General features: G+C 48.2%; 19 protein-coding genes. 7 read left to right on the top strand and 12 right to left on the bottom strand.

Translation table 11 applies throughout. The features are described 5' to 3' along the window. Positions 1-32 precede the first annotated feature (32 nt). From K5677_RS00400 to K5677_RS00415, 4 genes are all read right to left on the bottom strand, one after another. Positions 33-1,148, bottom strand: coding sequence for a hypothetical protein (locus tag K5677_RS00400; protein WP_296723405.1), 1,116 nt, complete (start codon positions 1,146-1,148; stop codon positions 33-35). Between the two features lie 185 nt (positions 1,149-1,333). Beyond that, complete coding sequence (gene mfd / locus K5677_RS00405; protein WP_296723407.1) at positions 1,334-4,801, bottom strand: transcription-repair coupling factor; 3,468 nt, start codon at positions 4,799-4,801, stop codon at positions 1,334-1,336. Between the two features lie 11 nt (positions 4,802-4,812). Then, positions 4,813-5,439 (bottom strand): aminoacyl-tRNA hydrolase, encoded by a 627-nt coding sequence (pth, locus tag K5677_RS00410; RefSeq protein ID WP_296723409.1) that lies wholly within the window; start codon positions 5,437-5,439, stop codon positions 4,813-4,815. 170 nt (positions 5,440-5,609) lie between these two features. Then, positions 5,610-6,374, bottom strand: a complete 765-nt coding sequence (locus tag K5677_RS00415; protein WP_296723412.1) for a histidinol-phosphatase — start codon at positions 6,372-6,374, stop codon at positions 5,610-5,612. A gap of 291 nt (positions 6,375-6,665) precedes the next feature. On the opposite strand from K5677_RS00415, the gene K5677_RS00420 reads away from it, so the two are divergent. Then, positions 6,666-8,105 carry a hypothetical protein gene (locus K5677_RS00420; RefSeq protein ID WP_296723414.1) on the top strand — a complete coding sequence of 480 codons (1,440 nt, stop codon included), beginning with the start codon at positions 6,666-6,668 and terminating at the stop codon, positions 8,103-8,105. A 20-nt stretch (positions 8,106-8,125) separates the two neighbouring features. Next, positions 8,126-8,815 carry a 2-C-methyl-D-erythritol 4-phosphate cytidylyltransferase gene (ispD, locus tag K5677_RS00425; RefSeq protein WP_296723416.1) on the top strand — a complete coding sequence of 230 codons (690 nt, stop codon included), beginning with the start codon at positions 8,126-8,128 and terminating at the stop codon, positions 8,813-8,815. Between the two features lie 105 nt (positions 8,816-8,920). Here the strand turns inward: ispD and metG are convergent, their stop codons facing one another. Beyond that, entirely contained in the window at positions 8,921-10,948 is a 2,028-nt protein-coding gene (metG, locus tag K5677_RS00430; RefSeq protein WP_296723472.1) for a methionine--tRNA ligase, read from the bottom strand. Positions 10,949-11,124: 176 nt separating this feature from the next. On the opposite strand from metG, the gene K5677_RS00435 reads away from it, so the two are divergent. From K5677_RS00435 to K5677_RS00445, 3 genes are all read left to right on the top strand, one after another. Next, a complete protein-coding gene (locus K5677_RS00435) occupies positions 11,125-12,267 on the top strand; it encodes a leucine-rich repeat protein (protein ID WP_296723417.1) in 1,143 nt (380 codons plus the stop codon). 153 nt (positions 12,268-12,420) lie between these two features. After that, positions 12,421-13,113 carry a dockerin type I domain-containing protein gene (locus K5677_RS00440; RefSeq protein ID WP_296723419.1) on the top strand — a complete coding sequence of 231 codons (693 nt, stop codon included), beginning with the start codon at positions 12,421-12,423 and terminating at the stop codon, positions 13,111-13,113. 154 nt (positions 13,114-13,267) lie between these two features. Beyond that, positions 13,268-14,701: a zinc-ribbon domain-containing protein gene (locus K5677_RS00445; RefSeq protein ID WP_296723423.1), complete on the top strand. Its 1,434-nt coding sequence runs from the start codon at positions 13,268-13,270 to the stop codon at positions 14,699-14,701. A 64-nt stretch (positions 14,702-14,765) separates the two neighbouring features. On the opposite strand, the gene K5677_RS00450 is transcribed toward K5677_RS00445, so the two are convergent. From K5677_RS00450 to K5677_RS00475, 6 genes are all read right to left on the bottom strand, one after another. Continuing rightward, positions 14,766-15,734 (bottom strand): GTP-binding protein, encoded by a 969-nt coding sequence (locus K5677_RS00450; RefSeq protein WP_296723424.1) that lies wholly within the window; start codon positions 15,732-15,734, stop codon positions 14,766-14,768. A gap of 84 nt (positions 15,735-15,818) precedes the next feature. After that, positions 15,819-16,832, bottom strand: coding sequence for a sensor histidine kinase (locus tag K5677_RS00455; protein WP_296723427.1), 1,014 nt, complete (start codon positions 16,830-16,832; stop codon positions 15,819-15,821). Further along, positions 16,829-17,491: a response regulator transcription factor gene (locus K5677_RS00460; RefSeq protein ID WP_296723430.1), complete on the bottom strand. Its 663-nt coding sequence runs from the start codon at positions 17,489-17,491 to the stop codon at positions 16,829-16,831. The genes K5677_RS00455 and K5677_RS00460 overlap by 4 nt, the downstream gene beginning before the upstream one ends. A 302-nt stretch (positions 17,492-17,793) precedes the next feature. Next, on the bottom strand, positions 17,794-19,119 hold the full coding sequence (locus K5677_RS00465) for a hemolysin family protein (protein WP_296723433.1): 1,326 nt from the start codon (positions 19,117-19,119) through the stop codon (positions 17,794-17,796). A gap of 313 nt (positions 19,120-19,432) precedes the next feature. Next, entirely contained in the window at positions 19,433-21,547 is a 2,115-nt protein-coding gene (locus K5677_RS00470; protein WP_296723434.1) for a HAMP domain-containing sensor histidine kinase, read from the bottom strand. 18 nt (positions 21,548-21,565) lie between these two features. Beyond that, positions 21,566-22,234 carry a response regulator transcription factor gene (locus K5677_RS00475; RefSeq protein ID WP_296723439.1) on the bottom strand — a complete coding sequence of 223 codons (669 nt, stop codon included), beginning with the start codon at positions 22,232-22,234 and terminating at the stop codon, positions 21,566-21,568. Positions 22,235-22,605: 371 nt separating this feature from the next. Between K5677_RS00475 and K5677_RS00480 the strand changes: the two genes are divergently transcribed. Next, on the top strand, positions 22,606-23,307 hold the full coding sequence (locus tag K5677_RS00480; protein WP_296723441.1) for a hypothetical protein: 702 nt from the start codon (positions 22,606-22,608) through the stop codon (positions 23,305-23,307). A 1,046-nt stretch (positions 23,308-24,353) separates the two neighbouring features. On the opposite strand, the gene K5677_RS00485 is transcribed toward K5677_RS00480, so the two are convergent. Next, a complete protein-coding gene (locus K5677_RS00485) occupies positions 24,354-24,764 on the bottom strand; it encodes a zinc-ribbon domain-containing protein (protein ID WP_296723444.1) in 411 nt (136 codons plus the stop codon). Between the two features lie 123 nt (positions 24,765-24,887). Here K5677_RS00485 and K5677_RS00490 point away from each other — a divergent pair, with 123 nt between their 5' ends. Then, complete coding sequence (locus K5677_RS00490) at positions 24,888-25,121, top strand: helix-turn-helix transcriptional regulator (RefSeq protein ID WP_164174035.1); 234 nt, start codon at positions 24,888-24,890, stop codon at positions 25,119-25,121. Positions 25,122-25,130: the final 9 nt, after the last annotated feature.

Below are 25,130 nucleotides of genomic sequence, written 5' to 3' on the forward strand. Positions count from 1 at the left end.
CGCTTCCGAAATGCCCGGAAGCGCTTTGCTTTTTACTTTTTCTTTGCTTCTTCGATAGCCCTTGAAGCCTCCTCGATAGCCTCCTTTGCCTTAGCGGTGTCTTGCTTCAGCTTTTCCTCAGCCTCTTTGATCTTCGCGTCTATCTCCTTGTACTTATCGGAATTCTCAATATCGTCCTTAGCCTTTTCAAATTCAGACTTCATGTCAGAGACAGCCTTTTCATACTCGGCTTTCATCTCTTCCTTAGTCTTTTCAGCTTCGGCTTTCATTCCTTCCTTTGTCTTTTCAGCATCAGCCTTTGCTTTTTCTACTGCCTCGTCAAACTGAGCCTTTGCCTCGGAAGCCTTTTCCTTTGCCGCGTCCTCAAACTGCTCCTTTTTGGACTTCTGATCAAGAAGCGGTATTGAATTGCCGTCCTCATCATAGAACACGATATTGTCTATGTACAGGTCGGACTCGTTTGCTACGCCCCAGCGCATGATAAGGAAGTTTGCATCCTCCATATCCTCGCTCCAGCACTGTCCGCTGTCGGCAAGAAGGAACTTGAATACCGCATGGACGTTGCCCGAGGTCTCGAAATTATACTCGCCGCCGCTGAACTCCTTGAAGTCGTACCACTTATCCTGAGCAGTTACAGTTCCGCCGCCTCCGCCTATCCAGCCGGGAGCTCTTACGCCGTCAGCCTCCTCGGTCTTCAAGTGATCTGCTGTAGCCTGTGCATATACATCAAACTCAATGCTGCGAACCTTTGCAGCGCCTTCATTTCCCAGAAGCTTTGTAACACTGATACCTATTTTCTGCACCTTGCCGTCAAGCTTTACTGTGTTGTCGTCGGCAAATTTCAGCATCTTGTTGCCCATGAGCTCTACAACGGAAAGCTCACCCTTTGCGCAGTCATCGTCGTCGCTCTTTGCAAAGGCAAAGTCGAAAATACCGTCATCAAATGTAACTGCGTTGGGGTCTGATGCGTCTACAGGCTTAGGCGGCTCTGCTTCTGTAGTATCCTCCACTGTAGTCGTCTCTGTGGGAGCTGTAGTCTCTTTATTTTTGTCAGGCTTGCTGTCGGACTCCTTTTTGTCACCGCAGCCTGCTGCGCAAGCCGCCAGAGCAAAAGCCATAGCGCCTGCGATAAAGCCTTTATAGTTCATAATGTCACTCCTTTATGTATCTCACGGAGCTTGCGCTCCTTCTTTGTTTACACCAACATTGTAGCACAAATGGTCATGCAAGTAAAGTCTTTTCTGTTAATTTTTATGATTTTCACATGGTTTTCATATTAAGCAGTCATCGCAAAAGGCGAACCCAAATAAACGGATTCGCCTTTAATTACGCATTATGCATTGACTTCTCGGTTCTGATAGATTATCTCAACGGTATCGCGCATCATGTCGAAGGGTCGCACCTTTGGTGATATTTTCACCGAAACATAGGACTTCCCAGCGCCGTTGAAGGCTATCCTGCCCTTGTATGCCTGCTGGAGCCCCACTATCTGGTCGGGCACAAGATACTCGGTATAGAAGTACATAGCGCCGTTTTTCTGAGATATTTCCGTGATGCCGAGATGCGCCGCCTTGTTTCTCAGCAGCGACACGTCGATGAGTCCCACAACTGACTTAGGCGGATCGCCGTAGCGGTCTATGAGCTCGTCTATGAGATCGGACTTGTCGCTGTCCTCGTTGACAAGCATTATCTTGCGGTACATATCTATACGCTGATTAAGGCTGGGGATATACTTCTCGGGGATATGAGCGTCTATCTGTATATCCACAAGGCACTCAGGCACCTTTTCGGGCTGTATGCCCTTTTCCTCGGCGATAGCCTCCGAAAGGAGCTGTAAATACATATCGTAGCCTACAGCCTCCATGTGGCCGTGCTGTCTGCCGCCGAGTATACTTCCTGCTCCTCTTATCTCAAGGTCGCGGAGAGCTATTCGGAAGCCGCTTCCGAACTGGGTGAACTCGCGCATTGCATTGAGGCGCTTGGTAGCTATCTCCGTCAGCACCTTGTCGCGCTGATAGGTGAAATAGGCATAGCCTCTGCGGTTGGAACGTCCCACACGTCCGCGGAGCTGATAGAGCTGTGAAAGTCCGAAGCGGTCAGAGTCCTCTATAATAAGGGTATTGACGTTAGGAACGTCGACGCCCGTTTCTATGATAGTGGTGCAGACAAGGATATCTATCTCATGCTCCACAAGCTGCTCCCATATATCGGACATCTCGTCCTCGCTCATCTGTCCGTGAGCCACAGCGATACGGGCTTCGGGCAGCATTTCCTGCAAACGTGAAGCACAGCCGCGTATAGTCTCAACGCGGTTGTGGATATAGTAGACCTGTCCGCCGCGGCGAAGCTCCCTGACTATAGCCTGAGCTATGGTACCCATGTTGTACTCTATGACGTAGGTCTGGACAGGGTATCTGTCCTGAGGGGGCTCCTCTATTACGGACATATCGCGTATGCCGCTCATTGCCATATTAAGTGTACGCGGGATAGGCGTTGCGGAGAGCATGAGCACATCAACTCCCGTAAAGCTCTCCTTGAACTTTTCCTTGTGGGCAACGCCGAAGCGCTGCTCCTCGTCGATTATGGCAAGTCCCAGATCCTTAAAAACTACGGATTTCTGGATTATCTTGTGAGTGCCGATTATAAGGTCGATACGCCCCTGCTTCAGCTTTTTGATTATCTCCTCCTGCTGCTTTGGCGAGCGATAACGGCTCAGCAGCTCGATATTCACGGGGAAGTGCTCAAAACGGCGGAGCGCAGTCTGGTAATGCTGATATGCAAGTACCGTTGTAGGCGCAAGGATAGCACACTGCTTGCCGGAGAGTACGCACTTCATGGCAGCTCTCAGTGCGACTTCGGTCTTTCCGAAGCCAACATCGCCGCAGAGAAGCCGCTCCATAGGTCTTGGGCGCTCCATATCCGCCTTTATTTCGGCTATTGACTGGAGCTGGTCGTCAGTCTCCACATAGGGAAAGCGCTCCTCAAAATCGCGCTGTATCTCGTCATCGGGATAAAAGGCGAAGCCCACGCTCTTTTCACGCTTTGCATAGAGGGCTATGAGCTCGTGTGCCATGTCCTTGACAGCGCGTTTTACGTTGCTTCTGGTCTTCTGCCATTCGCCTGAGCTGAGCTTGCTGAGCTTAACTCCGCTGTCATCTCTCGGACCGATGTATTTTGACACCATATCAAGCTGAGTTACGGGGATATAGAGCTTATCCGTACCTGCATACTGTATGGTGATGTAGTCCTTGGTGACGCCGTCCATTTCAAGCTTGCGGATACCGATGAATCGTCCGATACCGTGTCCAGAATGTACTATGAGGTCGCCCTCGGAGATGTCCGCAAGTGAACGTATCTCCTCGGCTTTGTTTTTCTTTTTGCGGCGCTTTTTACGGACTGAATCCATAGAGCGCCCCTGTGTAATGAGAACGGTCTTGTTCTCGGGGTACTCAAAGCCGCCGCCGAAGCTGCCCGACATGAGGACAACTCTGCCCTCGGAAGGCTCGATGTTATGGTCGGCAAGGTCGCAGGGTATGCCCTTGTCGATGATGTCCTGCTGTATGATAGGGAGCGTCTTGTCGCTTCCTGCCGCAAGTATCATACGGTAGCCGCGGCGCTTGTACTCCTCTAAATCTTCTATGAGCTGCTTCATCTCGCCGCTCCACGGGGCTGTCTGCATTGCCTCGAAGCTGACAAGTCTGCGGAAGTCGATACGCTCGCCGCCCTGCATGAAGCTGCTCATGTAGAGGCAGACACGCTTTTCGGCGCGGTGCTGTACCTCGGGGAGCTCCAGCACATAGCCGTCCAGTCCCTTGCAGAGCTGACCGTCCTCCATGAGTATCTTTATATCCTCGTTATGGCGGGCAAGTATGCCTGAGGCGTTGTCCATAATATCGGAATAATCGCTGAAAAGCACTGCGCCGTCGATGTAATCGAATACTGTTGAGGGCTCGCCGTAGACAAGAGGGTAATACTTGACGCTGTGGGCAAGTATCTCACCTGCTCTCAGCCTGTGAACATCTGCCCCCAGATGCTCGCGGACTGCGTCCATGCGCTTGCCGCGTACCTTTTTGCAGAGCTCCTCTATCTTGTCCGCAAGCTCCTCGTTGTCGTAGAGCACCTCTCCCGATGGGTATATCTCCACATTTTCAAGGGAGTCCGTACGGCGCTGAGTGTCGGTCTCAAATTCGGATATGCTGTCTATCTCGTCGCCCCACAGCTCGATACGGACAGGCTTATCCGCCTGCACAGGGAAGATGTCAAGGATAGAGCCGCGTATTGAGAACTGTGAAGCACCCTCTACCTTTTCGCAGCGCTGATAGCCGCACTTTGCAAGAGTTACCGCAAGCTCGGTGAGGTTCACCTCCTGTCCCTGTGTAAGCTCGATACCTGCGGCAATGAGTACTCCCACAGGTATAACGGGCTGCATGACAGCCTCAATGCTTGCGCAGATAACGCTGCAACGGCTTTTAGCCGCCTTTATGAGGGCGGCTATACGCATATGCTCGTATTCGTGATTGGTACTGTCAACGGGAGTGAATACCAGCTCCTTTGACGGAAACAAAACAGCCGCCTCACAGCCTGCCATCATGTTTATGTCGTCGCTGAGCTTTTTCGCCTCTGCTTCTGTACCCGTGACCACAATATCTATCTTTCCCCTGCCGCTGAGAGCGTATATCAGCTGCGCCCTGTGTATATGGGAAAGACCTGTCACGGAGACAGGTGAGATGTTTTTGTCAACAGCCTCCCGCAGGCTCTTGAAGCCTGCAAGCTCGCTGAATATTTGTCTGAAAAGTTCCATTTGATTCTCCGTTAGGAATTGTACTTGTTCATGGCTTCGTCGGTCTTCTCCTGAACCATGAGCTTTATGCACTCGCAGGCGTTTTTCGCGGACTCAGTCATTTTCTCAGAGTCTTCCCTGCCGAACTTGCCCAGAACCCACTTTGCAAGGTCATAGTCGGGGTGGGGCTTCTTGCCGACGCCCATTTTTATGCGCGGAAAGTCGTCCCTGCCTGTGAGGTCACAGATACTGCGGAGTCCGTTGTGTCCGCCGTGACTGCCCTTGCGGCGTATGCGGAGCTTTCCGCAGTCCAGTGATATATCGTCGCATACCACGATAAGGTGGTCAGCGTCTATCTTGTAGAACTCCAGCGCCTGTACAATAGCTTCGCCGCTGTTGTTCATGTAGGTTGTGGGCTTCAGCAGCAGGCAACGCTTACCCTCGATAGTCACCTCGGCGGTCTTGCCCTTGAATTTAAGGCGGTCTATCTTCTCGCCCAGCTGCTCCGCCAGCATATCCAGCACCATGAAGCCTGCGTTGTGACGGGTGTTCTCATATTCAAGCCCCGGATTGCCAAGACCTGCTATTACATATTCTATTTTACCTCTTGCCGCATTAGAATTTGTGGAAATCCTGTCGAACACATCAAAAATACTCATTTATGTTATCTCCTGATTTATATAAATTCATTCAAAGTTGAGAATTGAGAGTTGAAAGTTATGGAGTCGCCGTTGGCGACAATATTTAAATAACGTGAGCGAAGCGAACACATTAACTCTCAACTCTCCACTCTAAACTCTTAACTGCTTAAAAATTATAACTCTAAACATTAATCCAGACCGCTCAGTGACTCCACCAGGTCAAGCCCCATAACATCTGCAAAAGCCCTGCCTAATTTCATTACAGACGAGTCCTTCAGAAACTCGGGGACGTGGGCATCACAGCCGATTATCGCCTTGTTGCCAACTTTCTGCGCAATGCGGAAAAAGCGCTCTGAGGGATAGTGCTTGTTGTTCATCATGCCAAGCATATTTATCTCAACGGGGATATCCTTATCTTTAAGGAACTGGCAAAGCCGCGTATAATGCTCCTCGTAAGCCTCGGCGCTGCCTGTGAAGTCCAGCAGGTCGGGGTGTGCAAGATAACGGTATCTTCCCGAATCCATGCCCTCTATTATACGGTCAACATACTGCTTGAGAAGTCTCTCGTCGCCTGTAGGTACGCCCATGTACTCACTGTGGTGCTCAGGGTTGTTGAAGTGCTGTCCCATTATCATATAGTCCAGCGGATAGTCCGCAAGAAGCTTATCCTGCGCCTCTATGAGCTGAGGGATAAACTCCGCCTCAAAGCCGATATATATGCGTATATCGTTGGCGTACTCCTTTTTCAGTGCGGTCAGCGAGGCAAAATAGCCGTCGACCTCCGCAGGAGTCATTCTTATATGTGAAACATATCCGTCCCCAAACACCCACGGACAGTGGTCGGCAAAGCCAAGCACCTGAAAGCCGCCCTCAATAGCGCTTTCAACAAATTCTCTGTCTGCGCCCCTTGCGTGTCCGCAGCGCTCGGTATGGGTATGATAATTAGCAAGCATAAACAGCTCTCCTTTCAAACTATGATTATACCACTTTCCGTGAAAAAATTCAAGTGTAATGCAGGACGGTTTATGTTGACATCTTTTCAGCGGTATATTATAATTGTTTTAGTTGAGAGTTTAGAGTTTAGAGTTGACAGTTGTGGTATCGCCTGCGGCGATATAATTTCAATAATGTGAGCGAAGCGAACTCATTAACTTTTAACTCTCAACTCTCAACTCTCAACTTTACAAAGCATTATGCGGACTGCCAAAGGCAGTCCCTGCAAATAAATACTCGGGAGGGATACAATGGACAAGATATTCTCCGTAAAACTGAATAAGGCTCGGTGCGCCGCAGACCTCGGCGACGGCAGTGAACGCGGCGAATACGTCCCTCAGGACTACATTCTCCGCAGACTGGGCAGACCCCACCGCGCCGTCAGCCTCATGTACTGCTATTATCCGCTGGACAAGGAGTTCCCTGCACGTATCTCGGAGGTCCCCTCCATGCGCAAGGCACGTTTCCAGTGGGATTACCCATACGACGACTATTTCCCGTACCTCGGCGGTATAGGCGGAAGCACAGACAGCGAGCCCTTTACCTCAATGCGGGATATACGCCGCCACGGTCAGGACGTTATCCTGACTCTGACCATAGACCCCTTTGTCTCTGACGAGCACCTCGCCGCTATAGGCGATGACCTGCGCCCCTTTGGCAGGCTTTTTCTGCGTATCAATCACGAGGCAACGGGGCACTGGTTCGAGTTCAACAAACGCGCCTCATATCAGCAGGTGGCGGACTTTTACTGCCGTGCTGTACACATTATAAAGGAACACGCTCCCAATGTGCTGACTATCCTGTGTATCGGCGGCATCGAGGACCTGAACGACGCGGAAATGGTCAGGGAAAAGGAATTCGCACAGGCGGTGCGTGAGACCGATATATGGTCGGTGGACAAGTATATATCCCTGCACTGGGGCTTCCCCTTTGATATTGCGGAAAGAGGCGGCAGCTCTCACAGACGTACCTCCGTAAAGGAGATATTTCAGCTTATAAAACGGAGCTATGAGCGCTTTTTGTATCTGAACGGCGGTGTTCCTAAGCCTATGCTGGTGTCGGAGATAAACTCCGACGGCGATGTGTCGGGAGCCTATGGACAGGCTGAGGACATTCGCAGATTCTACGATATGATTGAAAGTGAAAATGCGGACTGGCTCTCGGGAGTCACCTTTTATCAGTTCCGTGACCGCGGCAGGCTCGGTCTGGAAATACAGGACGTGAACCACCGCGATACAGGCGTTGAGCAGCCTGTTATGGAGATCTACAGGGAGATAATACACCGTCCCCGTTTCTCGCCTTCCATAACTAAGGGCGAGGAAATATCCCTGCCTGTGACACTGCGCTGGGGAAGCTCAGAGGACGCAGAGGGCATTGCCATACCTCTGCATTTCGACGCACAGCCGCATTTCTGCGAGCTTATCTTCGAGGACGACTCAAACCTGATGATAGAGCTCTGCGGACAGTGGTTCTACAAGTCACCGGAGGCTAAGATAATTGACCTTATGCCTGCATTTTTCGGCAAAGCCACAGGCGCTCCCACGGATACGGAGCTGAGGATATTTGCTCCCCCTGCCGGCGGTGAAAATGACCTGTCAATACCCGACGGGCTGTATAATTATTACTATACGCTGGAAAAGCTGCCGACAATACGCATAAGAACAGCTCCCACAGAACCATGTTTGGACTAATGTTAAAAGGAGATAATCACATGAATACATCAGTTGTAATAGTTTGCGCAGGAAATTCCACCAGAATGGGCGGAGTAAACAAGATACTGCTCCCTCTCGGCGACAGAAAGGTCATCGGCGTTACTATGCAGGCTTTTCAGGCTTGCGAGAGCATCAGTGAGATAATAATAGTTGCCCGTGAGGACGATATTCCTGCCATAAAGGCTGAGGCAGAAGCCGCAGGCATAACAAAGCTCAAGGAGTGTACCACAGGAGGCTCTACCCGTCAGGAGAGCGTTATCAGCGGAGTACGGAAAATCTCAAAGGATTCCGAGCTCATAGCCGTTCACGACGGAGCACGTCCCCTTGTAAAGCCCGAGCACATCGAAAAGGTCATCAGGGACGCTTCTGTTTTCGGCGGCGCTACCCTCGGTGTTCCCGTAAAGGACACTATCAAGACCGTTGAGGGCGGACTTATCACTGATACTCCGCCGAGAAAATATCTCTATATCACCCAGACGCCGCAGATATTCAAGCGAAGCCTTTATTTCGAGGGCATTGATTTCGCCTTAGAGCATGGTCTGGACTTCACCGATGACTGTCAGCTTGTAGAAGCTATCGGCGGCAAGGTAGCAATGACCGTGGGAGATTATACCAATATAAAGATAACGACTCCCGAGGATATAGCTATTGCAGAGGTACTGCTGTCTCAGTCAGGCAGAAAGCAGTAGGCTGCTGCCCATATCGGGAAACAGCTCCTGCGATATTCTTGTCACAGAATATAGTGAAATAGAAAAACTCCGCATTAACTGCGGAGTTTTTTATCATCAAAGTATTTATCTTATCTTTGAGCCGACAGGGATACTGTCATCAACAAAAATCACCTTTACGCCGTCGGGAGTATCTGCGGCACATATCATACCGTTGCTGTCTACTCCTCTCAGCTTTACGGGCTTGAGATTTGCTATGAGCTGGAGCTTTTTGCCGATGAGGTCCTCGGGAGCGTAATACTGAGCGATACCAGATACTACCTGACGTCCGCCCATGCCGTCGTCAAGCTGTAAGCACAGGAGCTTGTCGGACTTCTTTACCTTTTCACAGGCTGTTACCTTAGCAACTCTTATCTCTACCTTAGCGAAGTCATCAATAGTTATCTCAGGCTTCAGCTCGATAGGCTCAGCAGGAGCTTCGCCCTTTTCCTCAGAGGAGAGCTTTGACTGCGCCTCAGCCATATTCTTTGCAAGGATAGCATTGAGCTCCTCTATCTCCTTGTCAACGTCTATTCTCGGGAAGAGTATATCGCCCTTGTGAACTGTTACATTCTCGGGAAGTACGCCGAACTTGTCAAGCTTTTCATACTCAACATCAGCCTCGGAAGCGCCTATCTGCTCCCATACCTTTGGCATTGTGGAAGGCATGAATGGCGCAAGAAGTGCAGATGTGACACGGATAGCTTCAAGGAGATTATAGAGTACAGAAGCAAGACGTGCCTTCTTAGTATCGTCCTTGCCAAGCTTCCACGGCTCGGTCTCGTCGATGTACTTGTTAGCGCGGTCAACGACCTTGAATATCTCTTCAAGAGCCTGCTTGAGCTTTGTCTCGTCGATGTACTTGTCGACCTCTGCAAGAAGTCCTGTGACAACAGCTCTGAACTCGTCATCAAGAGAATCGCCTTCACGCTCTGATGGGATAGTGCCGCCGAAGTACTTGTCCACCATTGCAACGGTACGTGAAACAAGGTTTCCGAAGCCGTTTGCAAGGTCGGAGTTTATACGGTTTATCATTATTTCGTTGGAGAATAAGCTGTCTGCTCCCAGAGCCATCTCACGGAGGATATGATATCTTATGGAGTCCTGACCATATCTCTCACCAAGTACGAACGGGTCAACAACATTGCCCAGAGACTTGGACATTTTTTCACTCTCACCGTTTTTGCCTGCCATAGTTATCCAGCCGTGAACAGCAAGGTGCTTAGGAAGGGGCAGGTCAAGCGCCATGAGCATTGCAGGCCAGATTATAGCGTGGAAACGCATGATGTCCTTTGCTACCATGTGAACATCGGCAGGCCAGTACTTCTCATAGTCATTGTGTGCGGAGTTCTCATAGCCGAGAGCTGTGATATAGTTTGAAAGTGCGTCTATCCATACGTATACAACGTGCTTGTCATCAAATGAAACAGGTACGCCCCACTTGAAGGTAGTTCTCGATACGCAGAGGTCCTCAAGACCGGGCTTGATGAAGTTGTTTACCAGCTCAACTGCTCTTGTCTTAGGACGGAGATAATCTGTTTCGAGAAGAAGCTTCTCGATGCGCTCTGCAAAGGGAGACATCTTGAAGAAGTAAGCCTCCTCCTTAGCGTATTTGACAGGTCTGTGACATTCGGGACAGCAGCCGTTTTCGTCAAGCTGAGAATCGGTCCAGAAGCTCTCACATGGAGTACAGTACTTGCCCGAGTATTCGCCCTTGTAGATATATCCCTTGTCGTAGAGCGCCTTGAATATCTTCTGAACGGCTTCTACGTGATAATCGTCGGTGGTACGGATATATCTGTCGTATGAGATGTTCATATATTTCCACAGGTTCTTGAACCTGTCAACGATGACGTCAACGTACTCCTTTGGAGTTACGCCCTGCTCGGCAGCCTTCTGCTCTATTTTGAGGCCGTGCTCGTCAGTGCCTGTGAGGAACATTACGTCATAGCCCTGCATTCGCTTATAACGGGCAATAGAATCGCAGGCAACTGTTGTATAGCAGTGACCTATGTGGGGATTGCCCGAAGGGTAATAAATCGGCGTTGTGATGTAAAAGGGTTTCTTTGACATAAAAATCGCTCCAATCTGAGTGTAAAGATTCCGTTTCCGAATGAAAGAAATGGTCAATCTTTATTATATCACATAAGTAATAAAAATGCAAGTTCGCAAAAAACAGAGAGGCATCGTTTTTTCTTAGTGTAAACCAGACAAAAAATCGTGCGTATCGTTTGACAAATATGTTTGCAAGTGATATAATTTATAATCATACAGCAAAGGAGTTGCTTTTTATGAAGTATTCAAAAATATCTGCATTCATTACCGCAGCCTGTCTTACAATCAGCCTTGCTCCGGCAAAGCCGCTGACAACAGCAAACGCAATTAATTACGCTTGGACGGAAGCAGAGGATTCCGTGGATTACGACGATGTAAGATATGACATCTTTTCGGATCACGTTGTTGTAAATTACTGCGGCGATAAGAAGGGCAACGTGGTGATACCGTCAGAGATCAACGGTCTTCCCGTTACCAAAATATTCGACGGTGCCTTTTACTCTGATGATATAACCTCCATTACTCTCCCCGACACTATCGACGAGCTTAGTGAAAATATGTGCGACGGCTGTATCAATCTTACAAGCATAAAACTCCCTGCAAATATCAAGGCTATACCCGAATTTGCATTTCACGGCTGCAAGTCTCTGAAAAAAGTGGATCTCCCATCAGGCGTAACCAGTATTGGCAGAGCCGCATTCAGCGGCTGTACCTCTCTGAAGGAGATAAATCTCCCCGAGAGCCTTGAGGAGCTTTCCGACAGCTGCTTCAGCGACTGCGCTCTCGAATCCATTGTTTTTCCAAAGGGCGTTACAGAGATACCTCTCCGCAGCTTTACAAACAATAAATTCAAGGAGCTGACTATCCCCGAAAATATCACAAAGATAGACGGCTGGGCATTCTATGAGTGCTATGATATAGAGAAGCTTACTATACTCAACCCTGACTGCGAAATATCCTCCCGTCTTGATTTTGTATTCGGCGGAGAAAGAAGAGACGAAAACGGCTATCCTTTAAGCGATGACAGCTTCTCATGCACCTGCTATGGCTATAAAGGCTCTACTCTTGAAAAAATGGCAAATGAAAGCACATCAAAAAGAGCAGGCTTTACCTTCACGGCTCTTGACGAAGAAAAAACCGCAGCTCTCGGCGATCCTAACGGTGACGGAGCTATAAATGCAGTGGACGCCTCTATAATACTCTCTGATTACGCAAGATACTCGACCTCAGACGATAAGCCCACCGCTGAGGAGCTTGCCTCGGGAGATGTAAACAAGGACGGCAGCATCAACGCTGTTGACGCTTCCACAGTTCTTTCCTACTATGCTTACTGCTCTACACACGAGCCCACAACCTTTGAGGAATACCTCAAAGCATAAATAATGTATCCGCAATAAGCCGGCACATATATCAGCAAAAATGCTCATAACGCAGCAGTTTTCTGAAAACCGCAATATATTTGTTGACACAGCCGCTTTTGTGCGATATAATGTATGTATACACAACATTTATGACATAAAAGGAGGGCTATCATGAAAATCTCAAAGCTTTTTGCAGGCACTATGGCAGGTATACTTGCGTCAATTTCACTGGGCACAGCTGTGAACGCCAATGCTGCCGATCTCAGTCTGGGCGATCCGTCAGGGGACGGCATCATCAATGCAGTGGACGCTTCATATATACTGACGCTTTATGCCAATTCAGCTGTAAGCAGCTCAGATATAACAAATGAGCTCATCTCACTCTGTGACGTCAACAAGGACGGCAGCGTCAACGCTATGGACGCTTCTTATGTTCTCTCATACTACGTTGACCAGTCTCTGAACAGCACGGATATTTCCATCGAGGAGTTCATTGATGAATTTATCAGCGAGCTGACTGCATGGGAATGGCCGGATACCAGTTCGTTGGATCCGCAGGATCCGTGGGACCCGTGGAACCCGTGGAATCCGTGGAATCCGTGGAACCCGTGGAACCCGTGGAATCCGCAGAATCCACTTGATCCGAATAGCGATCAGTCGTCATGGCTTCCCGAAAACTTTCCGGGAGCAGACAGCCCGTGGATATGGGAAAATAACCCGGCAAATCCGTGGGGATTCATGAACGCCCCCGAGCAGTGGGCAGAATGGATCAACGCTGTTCCCCAGACCGAAATCGAAAAATGGGCGGCAGATACTTTCGATATGCTCAAAGAAATTGATGATACCACAAACGAAAACGAATAATTAAAGCCCGCTTCGGCGGGCTTTTTGTCATTGTATCCGCTTTTTTGCCGAAAATACCCTTATGTAATACAATGTAACAGTTTTTTTACTTGACATATTTTACCGTATGACTTATAATTGTAATAGCATTTACGAAAAATACAGGAGGGATATTATGATATGCAAAAAATGCGGCAGTAATCTGCCCGATGACGCAATCTTCTGCACAGAATGCGGAGCTCGTCTCGATGCCGAGACCGCTCCCGATGTACATACCGATGACGAGCCCACATCTATACTTCCCCACCTTGAGGAGGTAATAGCCGCAAACGAGGAAACTCTCAGCCTCACCAGCGGCGAAGCGGAGCTCCTTAACGATGAGCCCACAGAGATACTCAGCACCTCAGAGACTATCGAGCTCCCGGAGCCTGAGCCTGTTACCGAGGTATTCAGCGCTCAAAAGCCGACTGAGGAAAAAAAGCCCGATAAGCCTGCGGATTTCCCAAAGCAGGAGGCTCCTGCCGCTCCCGTAAGCAATAACGGCTTTAACGACAACAGCAATACTATGAAGATACCCGTTCAGCCAGTACAGAGCAGTATCGCTCCGCCGCCTGCAAAGCCGCCGATACAGCCTGCTCAGCCTGAGCCTTCACCTGCTCCTATGCCTCAGCAGGAGGACAAGCCAAAGGCTCGCAAAAAGGTCGGCGGAGGACGTATCTTCGGAGCTTCACTCGTCACCATATTCACCGTAATTTTCCTGCTGGCGTTCAGCCTTACACTTGCGGTAAAAATAGGCGCTAACGGCAGCATTATCCGCAAGAGAGCCGAAAAGCTCAATGCAAGCACTACTCTCTCTGCTCAGTTTGACGGAAAGGAGCTTGCAAAGACGCTCTATGATTCTATGGGCTTCCGCACAGCTACAAGAGGCGCAGCCGACGAGGCAGGCTTCAAGAATTATATGATGAATACCGATTTCCGAGAGTATGCAGGCAGAGTCGCTAAGGACTACCTTGACTACATCATCGGCGGCAAGGGAAGTGATCCGTCAATTACTGCCGAGGACTTCGTAAATGACTTCATCAAGACCAACAATAATGCGGCTGTCAGGGAGTTTGACTACGAGCTCACCGACGACGGATACGAGCTTATCGAAAAGAACCTTGAAAAGGATAATTTCAGCGACACCATGAGCGTCAGGGAGTGGAGCAGAAATCTCGGCTTTGACGTTGATAAATGCAGCTATGCATTCTCATTCATCACTATCGGCATACTGGCAGCTCTTGTGATACTGCTGCTCATATGGACAGCTGTTATACTCAACAAGCGCGCAAGATTTGTTACAGGCTTCTTTGCAACTGTGTTCAATATCTCAGGTCTTCTGGTATTCATATCAGGTCTTGCTATACTCATAGGTTCGGCTGTAGCATTCACATTCACTCATAATGTCGGATTCTATCTGGCAGAGACACTGCTTCTGCCATTCACCTGTATGCTCCTGATAATCGGAGCAGCTGAGCTCTTCCTCGGCTTCATATTCAGAAAGTCAAACAGAGTCCTCAGGAAAAAGGCTAAAAAAGCTGCGGCTGCAGCTTCCGCAGAAAACAACTGAAAAGCATAATTAAAGGCGAACCGAATGGTCCGCCTTTTTTGTATATACTTCTTGGTTCTAAGCTCTAAATCGAAACATACTCGCTGTCTGTATTAAGCGGCTTGATATAGCCGTCGATACGCTCACGGGAGACATTGTCTCCGATAACTATGAGCACGGGCTGTCCCTCTGACACCTCGGCTATTTCCGTCTTTTCACGGGTGGCATTTATCTTCAGCCAGCCATTCTCCGCAGGCAGTGTTCCCTTGATACGGAATATGCTGCCGCAGCTCTCATCTGCGAATATATCGGCGATAAGAGACTCAACGCACTCTCTCGGCACATCGATATGCATGAAGTAATGAACAGAGCTCTCAATATCCTCGGGACTGAACCTTTTCACGTAGCTCGAACCGCGGTAGCCTGCGCTGCCGAGAAGTCTGTAGTCCTCATCAGTAAAGCTTTCCCAGTCCTTTGCCACAACGTCGCGGAGGGAAAGCCGGCGGTCACAGCGTATATCCTCAAGGGCACGGTTCACATGGTCAAGCAGGGACTGCACAAGGCTTTCCTCAGCTTCACCGCGGAGCTTGCTTATCACTATCCTGCCGCAGCAGGCAGCCTCAGAGCCAAGAAGATATTCCATCTGCGGCGAGAGCTGCTGCTCCATTTCACCGTCGATTATGGTGAGGACACTTCCTATCTCAAACCAGCTGTCCAGCGGCGAGTCGTGGAGTATATCAAAAAACTCGTCCATATCGAATATGCCTGACGGCTCAACGATAACGCGGTCAAAATGCTGCATACCGAGAGATATGAGCTGAGTTTTGAAGCGGCGTCTGTGGCAGTCCGCATCGCAGCCACCTGCTATCATCTCAAGGCGGCAGCCCTCACCCTTCAGCTCCTGTAACATGAGCATATCAATATTGACAGCGCCGAAATCGTTTTCCAGAATGGCGATATTTTCGCCTCTGTCTATGCAGTTTCGGGCGTATTTCAGCAGGAAAGTTGTCTTTCCCGAGCCAAGAATGCCGGTTATAAGGTCTATTTTTGTCATTTTATGCAGCTCCTTTGGTCTCAGTATACCACGGCAGCATGGCAAAGTCAATTTCTGTTGCATGACGCTAATTGTCTATACGCCTCACATTTTATAGAAGTCATTCTTTGCAAAGGCAATGGTAAACTCAGTATAGCTCCCCTGCTGTGAGGTCACGGAAATGCTGTGCCCAAGCTTTTCGCAGAGGCTCTTCACGATATATAGCCCCATACCCGTGGACTTAGCGTAAAGACGTCCGTTCTCGCCTGTAAAGCTCTTGTCGAACACCCTCGGCAGGTCCTTTTCGGGTATGCCTATGCCGTTATCACGGAAGCGGAGAAGCACTCTGTCAGTAAGCTCCTCTGCGCTTATACTCATAACGGTGCTGCGCCCCTCAACTGTGTATTTAAGACTGTTGGCGATAAACTGACCGAGCATGAATTCCAGCCATTTGCCGTCGGTCATAACGCTTATGTCAAGTCCCTCGGTCTCGACAGAGGCTCCTGCAAGCTGAATATCCTCGCGGTTTTTCAGCGCAGCATTTGCCACGGTGCGCTTCAGCGAGGTCTCCTTGATGATGTAGTCCTTTTCGGCGCTTCCTGAACGGGCATAATATAAGACCTGATCGGTATAGCCGTCTATTCGGCGAAGCTGCTCCAGAAACTTATCTCCCAGCTTATCGCCGTGATTGTGCGCCATAAGCTGTAAGCTCGCAACAGGCAGCTTTACCTCATGCACCCACATCTCGATAAATTCGCGGAAATCATCAGAGCTCCGCTTATGATCCGAAACATTCTCGCACATGGCTTTGTGCGCCTGACAAAGCACATCATATGTGAGCCTGCCCTCTAAGAAGTCGGGCTTACGCACCATTTCGTGGATAAGGTATTTTTTATCCAGCATATCAAGCTTGCGGACAAGGTCATCATAGAACTGCCTTTTCCGCAGAAAACCCGCAAGCTCCTCTGAGACAATAAACAGCAGATATATGGCTGCAATGAATGACACAAGCTGTCCGCTCACTCTGTAAGCCGTTAAAAACAGCAGCATAAGTCCGAATGAGACAGCTGCGATAATATAAAACCACAGCCTGTCCCTGATATAATCGCGGAATCTCATCTCAGTATGTACCCCTGCTTCTTGCGGGTTTCGATAGCCTCTCCGCAGCCGAGGTCGGCAAGCTTAGAACGCAGGCGGCTGATATTAACAGTAAGGGCGTTGTCGTTGACGAACTCGTCATTGTCCCAGAGAGCTGTCATCAGCTCGTCACGGGTAACAAGAGCGCCGCGCCTGTCCAGCATGAAGCGGAAAATGATCATCTCATTCTTAGTGAGGATAAGCTCGCGGCTGCCATCGGTAAGACAACCTTTTGCGTCGTTGACCTGCAAGCCGTTGTAGCTCTGAACAGCTGCCGTACCTGAGGCACGTTTCAGCACAGCTGAGATCCTCAGCAGCAGTATAGTGGGGTTATAGGGCTTTGTTATGTAATCGTCCGCACCATAGCTCATAGAGAGCACCTCATCGGTCTCGGAGGTGCGGCTCGTCACCATTATGACGGGAGTATTCGTTTCTTTGCGTATCTCCTTGAGAAGCTGCTCTCCGTTCAGGTCGGGGATATTTATGTCCATGAGGATAAGGTCTGGCTTTGCGGCGAGTATCTTTGCCTTTGAATCTGAAAAGTCAGTAAGATATTCGGCTTCATAGCCGGAATTGCGAAGAAGCTCTGCCAGCTCATCGCGGATAGACCTGTCGTCCTCGACAATGAAAATCTTGCTCATATTTCACCTCTGAATTATTATTGTTTTAATTATAGCACAAATGAGCGTGGAAAACAAGCCTTTAGCTGTAGGGGAGGGCGCCCTCGGCGTTCCGTAAATTGATGATTGAGAATGTAGGGGCTGATGTACACAGCCCGAATAATTGCTTTGTAACCACACGGGGCGATGTAGGCATCGCCCCCTACACATTTTTACGTTATATCATGGGCTGTCGAGGACGCCAGCCCCTACAAAAAAAGGCGAACCGATCGGTTCGCCTTTAATTATGCATTGAACGGGCGCACACTGTGCGCCCCTACATATTACTCGTCTGTTTCGTCGGTCTCGACGGGCGGCAGCTTCTCTACGCGACAGACCTCGATACGGTGGTGCTTTACCTCGACCACGTTTATGTGAAGTCCGCCTGCTTCAAGCTCCAGCTGTGTGCCGTCCTTTGGTATCTCTCCCAGCTTCGCTATGACGTAGCCGCCAAAGGTCTCGTACTTGTCCGCAGGCAGGGTTATATCCAGCTCCTCGCAGACGTCACTGAGAGAGCTTATACCCGGTACCGTCCATTCGGTATCGCTGACCTTTTCAAGCCTTACAGCAGGCTCGTCCTCGGGATCGTCAGCGAAGTCGCCCACAAGCTCCTCAACAAGGTCGGTAACAGTGATAATGCCGCTCATTCCGCCGTATTCGTCAACTACTATTGCGAAGTGATCTGCACCGCGCTGCTTCATCTGGTCGAAAAGGCGGTCAGCCTTCATATTCTCGTGTACAAAGCAGGGCTCGCGGACAGCCTTTGCCATGATGTTCTCCTTGCGCTTGTCCTCAAGACGGAAATAGTCCTTTGCATTGAGGACGCCGATAACGTTGTCAACGCTCTCGCCGCACACAGGGAATGACGAATGTCTTGTGCGATGTATAGTCTCCTCCCAGACGCTGACATCGTCATCGCTCCAGAGCACGTCAACATCTGTTCTGTGAGTGCAGACCTGCTCCGCAGTCATATCGTCAAAAGCAAAAACGTTCTTGATTATGCGGTTCTCGTCCTCGTCGATAGTACCCTTTTCTGCACCTGCGTCGGACATCATGAGTATCTCCTCCTCGGTAACTGTATCGTCATCACTGTCGGGGTCAATACCCATAAGACGCAGTATACCGTTAGCTGAGACATTGAGCAGCCACACCAGCGGTGCAAAGAAAACTGCCACGAAGCTTATCACTCTGCTCATGGCAAGAGCTATCTTCTCAGGTTCCTTCATGGCAAGCCGCTTTGGTATAAGCTCGCCGAATACCAATGTAAAATACGATAGTATCAGCGTGATAAGAACTACTGACGCCTTCCTGATAACAGCCTCGGGTATGCCTATGCCTGTTTTCAGCAGTGCAGAGGTGAGAAGCTCGGAAAAGCTGTCTGCGGCAAAAGCAGCTCCTATAAAGCCAGCCAGTGTTATAGCCACCTGAATAGTCGCAAGGAAGCGTGTAGGCGTATCGGTAAGCTTTTTTAGCTTCACGGCTTTTTTATTGCCGCTGGCGGCAAGCTTTTCAAGCCGCACATCGCTTGTGGAGATGACTGCCACCTCCGTACAGGCGAAAAGCGCATTGAGCGCAATAAGTATTATTTGCAGAATTATCTGCCCTAACATATCCATATCCTCCGTTAAAATATCTCTGTATGTCTATAACCTCATAAAGGCACAGCCTAACACAAACGATAGTGCAGACCATGCCCTGATATTACATATTTAACGAAGTATATCTCGTAATTATAAGGATTACTGCCATCCGGGGCACCGTCCATTATGATTTTCATCTCCTGTTCTGTATGAATTTCGCACTATAATTCAATTCCATATTTTTTTACATTATAACATATCATTTCTGAAATAGCAAGTATCGCGGGAAATATTCAGCAAAAACACAGAGGACAGCAATAAAGCCGTCCTCTTATTTGTGATATTACTGCATTGTTACCATAAAGCATACGCTCTTTCCGGGCTGATTCATTACGTGTACCTTGAACTTGTGCTTGTCGATGACCGACTTTGCGATAGCAAGTCCCAGTCCGTAGCCGCCTGTGGAGCGGTTTCTCGAAGCGTCGCTGCGGTAGAAGCGCTCGAATATCTTCTCGGTATCCTCTTCCTTGATGCCCTCGCCTGTGTTGTATACAGAGAGAAGCTTTCTGTCGCCCATTTTTTTCAGCGAAACTCTTACCGTTCCGCCGTCGTTTGAATACTTCAGCGCATTGTCGATGAATATTGCTGTCATCTGCTTGATATGCTTCTCGCTTCCGCTGAGCATGATGTTGTCCTCGACGTTGACCTCGAACTTCTTGTTGTTCTCGAACGCCTGACACTCAAAAGGCAGCGCGGTATTGATGACCGCCTTGCTGAGATTGAAGTATTTGCGCTCAAAATCAGTCGTGTTGTTCTCAAGTCTTGTCAGGTTCAGCAGGTCGTTTACCAGCACGTTCATACGGTCAGCCTGTGCCTTGATGTATTCAAGCCACTTGTTCTCGCCTATCTCCTCAGAAAGCACATCTGCATTGGTAGTTATTACTGCAAGAGGAGTTTTCAGTTCATGGCTGGCGTCAGATACGAACTGCTTCTGCTTCTCAAATGCGGCCTTGATAGGCTGTATGCTTCTCAGGCTGAGGAAGTAAGCAAATACGGAAAGAACGACCAGCGCAATAAGACCTATGATGATGGTTGTGCGCTTCAGCTGCCTGAGCATATCCATTTCAGAGCTCTTATCGGTAAGCACCATTATAGTGCCGTTCTTCTTGTCGGTCTGATAAAACTGATAGCCGTTTATCATGCCTGTGTCCTTGCCGTTGTCAAGGATAGTTGTTATGTAGTCCTGAGCTCCTATAGAGTCAAGCTTGTCATTGTTGAGAGTTGCAAGGTAATTGCCCTTTGTATCAGCCATGATAACAAAGAAATCTATAGAGCCGAGAGTCTTCGGGATAGGCTCTACCTTTGAATATGCCATAGGGTTTGGCTCTGAGGCAGGTGACGCCATAGCTGTGGGAGCGCCGCTGCTTTCGCTGCCCGAAAGTACCGTAAAGCCTTCCAGCACAGGCTCGCCTGTATAGACAGTGTTCATAAGCACAGCATCGCCGCCGAAGCTCTGAGGCTCTGATATAAGCTCGTCCTCAGCCTCTTTATTTTCATCGTCCTCGCGGTAGCTCTTGTATTCCTGCTTATCCTCGTATATCTTTATACCGTTTTTATCAGGCTCCTTGCTGTTCATCTTGGGAGTTCCTGCCATGCCGCCGTTCCACTGCATCCACGGGTTCCACGGGTTCATCTGGTTCCACGGGTTCCACGGATTTGTCTGGTCCCACGGGTTCCACGGGTTGTTTGGATCGTTATAGCCGTTCTGCTGTCCCCAGTTGTTCCAGTTCTGCTGACCGCCGTTATTTTTCCAGTAGTTTTCCCAATCCTGCTGGCTCCAGTTATTCCAGTCCTGCTGTCCCTGCTGATTCCAGTTGTTCCAGTCCTGCTGATTCCAGTCCTGCTGTCCCCAGGCTGCCCAGCTCTGCTGACCTGTGAAAGGCGCCGTAGTCTGAGCCTCGGAAGGCTGAGTCTCGGGGGGGTGAGCCTCCTCATGGGGCTCCTCATGGGGCTCCTCATGCTGCTCCTCGTTATACTCCGGCTCGTCGGGAACGAACTGCTCGCCTGTCTCTGTGTTCTCATCAGTTGGCGGAACTGCCTGAGTAGTCTCATCAGCCTTTGTGGTCACAGCAGCCGCTGTAGTCGTCACAGGAGCCTCAGTGGTAGTAGGCTTGACAGTTTCAGAGGGCTTCTGCGGCGGAATGCCGCTCTTGTCACGCTTCTCGCCCTTCAGCTCAACAGGCTTGGTATATGTAAATGTAGAGTTCTTATCGTTATACTCGATGCCCGACGCTATCTGCATGAGCACCTCTCTGGACTGTCCTCGCATGACCTCCTTTGTGATAACGTTTATAGAACCGATAAGTGCAATAAAAACAGCAAGGAGAATACTTACGATCAGCGAGAAAAGCTTCATCTGGGCTTTCCTGAACATTCGATCATGAGGTTTCCTTAACATTGCGTCATTCCTCCTTTATCATTCAAGAGAATAGCCTATGCCTCTTGCGGTCTTGATCTGAACAGGAGCGGATATTACAGAGAGCTTTTTTCTGAGGAACGATATATATACCTCGATATTATTGTACTCAACATCGCTCTCATAGCCCCATATCTTCTCGATTATGCGCTCCTTCGGAAGTATCTGGTGGGGATTTGATATAAGGAGCTCCATTATCTGATACTCCTTCAGCGAAAGCTTAACATCATTGCCCTTCCACATTACCGAGCAGGTGCTCTTGTTAAGCTCAAGTCCGTTGTAATCCAATCTGTTTTCGTCAACTATCTCGCCCTTTCTTCTGGTGAGTGCTCTTACTCTTGCAAGAAGCTCACCGGTAACGAAGGGCTTTGTAAGGTAGTCGTCTGCGCCGCAGTCAAGACCGTTGATCTTGTCCTCGATCTCGCTTCGTGCGGTGAGCAGGAGAACCGGCGTATGTATATGCTCGCGGCGGAGATTCCTCAGCACCTCCATACCGTTCATGCCGGGAAGCATTATATCAAGTATGATGCAGTCGTAAACTCCCGTAAGAGCGTTATCAAGTCCGTCAACTCCGTCATAAACGGTATCGACGTTGTACATATTTCTTTTAAGTATCTCCGACAAAGCATCGGCGAGCTGTATCTCGTCTTCTACAACGAGAAGTCTCATATGTATACCCCCTTGTATGCCATATCTGTAACAGCGGACACCACTCCACTTTACCTATATTATACCACAAAATATTGAAATAAGCTTAAAGGAATTATAAGTTTAACCAATTAATTAGGAAAAAAATCATAGATATTTTTGTGCATATCAACAGTTTTGCTTATAAATTGCCAGCAGGCGTTGACTAACCTATAAATTTGTGTTATGATTGAATACACAGATGGGTGAAAATAATTTACTGTTTTTACTCTTTATATTGAAAATATATGAGTTCATATAATATAAGCAATTGCAAAAGCAGAAAACCAGATGTCACCGTATTCTGAGTTTTGCAGTCAGCTGTCACATATTAGACGAGAGGGGGCAAAGATATGTTATCACCTATAGAACGAAAAAAGGCAGGCTTTCCATTGCTCACATCTCACGCTGCTGAGATGAAAAAATACGCGGAAGTTTACAGCCTCTTCGTTGATAAGGGCTACTCTAAGGAGCTGTGTGAGGCTTACGCCGATGCCTTCATCGATAACGCCAAGAAACCCACCAGCTTTGACCTGATCCAGATAGCATCTCTTTACGATAGGATATACGATAATAAGACAGCATATTTTTACCTCGAAAAGCTTATAGATAAAAAGCTCAGCGGTGACGAAAAATTCGGTTACTGCACCGAAATGCTCAGCACCATAAGCAAGATCGGGAACTGGCGTGACGCTGAGGAATTCCGCACTCTGAACATCAGCTTTTTGCAGAAATACTGTGAAAAAGCCTGCCTGAAGCGTCAGGCAAAGCTATATATATCCCTCGCACTGTCAGACTGTGCCGCCAAGCATTACCGCGATGCGCTCAGGCTTCTGAATTTCGGCTATAAGCCGCAGGGCAGAAACGATTCCATGCTTCTTGAAATTATGATAACCGCAGTCTATATCTTCGCAAGAGCTGATGACATCGAAGGCCTTGAGGGCGCTCTCGCAAACGCCAACGGCTGTCTGAAGCTGTTCAAGGATTTTGATTTTTCATGGCAGGAGGAATACTACCGCAACAGGATCAAAGATGCCTCACAAGGTGTACTGTAAAACACAGGCTCCGAGTTTGTACTCGGAGCTTTTTTTATTACACGGACAGGTCAGACTTGATTAAAAAATAAAAAAATATCAAAATTATTCAAAAAACTCTTTGGATTTTTCACCGGAGAGTTTTTTATTATTTTTAACCATAGCAAGTTCGGTCAGTTCACAGCGCAAATCGTCACCCTCGTTAAAAGATGTTGTATTTGTGCTGAATTTTTTGTCGAAGCCCGAATCAACGTATCTACGTAGATTTGTCGATACGGTTTTTGTTCCGCACAAAAATCAGCCTTATTTTTTTATTTTTATGACAAAAAACCGATTTATTAAAATCAGTAATTTAGTTCATAATTGCTTAATATAAAATATAATACTAAATTTAGCAATATAGTCCTAATTTTGAGCAATATAATCAATTGAACTTAGCGCCGTCATGTTTTATAATACAATTGTTGGTAGAGGATAACCGCCGAAAAATCGGCTTCTCTACCGCCACATAATTTCAACAGATTTTTATGTGTCCTGTAACAAAATCGGCAAGTATATCTTTCTTTTGCTTGATCCGGTACCAAACTCCGCCGGATCTACGGTCTCACCACTTCGATCCAGCATACATCGGACTTACTTCAACTGCTATTAAACATTAATGCCTATAATATGTTTAATCGCCTAAAGCAGTTCGCACATCGCTTGAAACGACAAAACAAGCATGATATTAAAGCAAGAAGATATATGGCACTTCGGAATATGTGCTGCCGTAACGACAACTGCGTATAGAGGGTGCGCAGGCGTCACTCAATAGCGACCTTGATTGGCTTTTTGAGAGGGTGTCAATGAAGGTCGTTATTCTTTTGCAATCTTGTTCTATACCTATTATATTAAAAAGGCTGCCAATGGCAGTCTTTTTTCGTGGCGGGATTTTTAATGCATAATTCATAATGCATAATGCATAATTAAAGGCGAACCAAGCGGTTCGCCTTTTTGTAGGGGCGAGTTCCGCTCGCCCGTGCTATATCGCTGCAAATGTGTAGGGGGCGATGCCTACATCGCCCCGTTTAAAAATATGTATGCCTGTGTGATACAAGCAATGCTACAATTATTATTAGATAAATAACAGCTATCGCCAAACTTATTTTTAAAGAGAGATTACCTAATTTTATTCCTAATTTAGCGTTCTCTTTTCCGCCAAGCTTTTGATGAATGACATTATTTCCTAAATATTTCGCTAATAGTGCACACGGAATAGAAAAATAAAAAGCAAAGAATAAAATAATAGAGGCTATTCCAAGGATTAAAGACGCTGTTGCCATTCCCTGACTATTAGATTTTGGCTGTTGAATTTGCGTATTAGATATATTATTGTTTCGCTCATTTGGTATAGATACACCATCATTAAGCGTTTTGCCACAAGACGGACAGAAATTAGCATCGTCCGAAATCTCTTTGCCGCAGAATTTACAAAACATAAATCATTCCTCCTATCGAGCCTGTTTTATGTCATTATTATAACACATATGTATTCATGATGTCAACATATGTGTTCAATATTTACAAAAAATTCGTATATCATATTATCATGAGGTGATAATATGTATATACCAACACTTGACTCAAAGACAGTAGGCGAGGTCATCGCGGAGTTCCGCAAGAAAAAGGGCATATCTCAGGAGGTCATCAGCGGACTTGCCGATATCGGGCGGACTCACCTCAGCGCCATTGAGCGCGGCGAGCGCAAGCCTACCCTCGAAACGCTGTACCGTATCGCAAACGCCCTCGGCGTAAAAATGAGCGACATCGTTTTAGCTATCGAATCAAGACTATAAAAAAGCCGA

It is taken from the genome of Ruminococcus sp., from assembly GCF_024684275.1.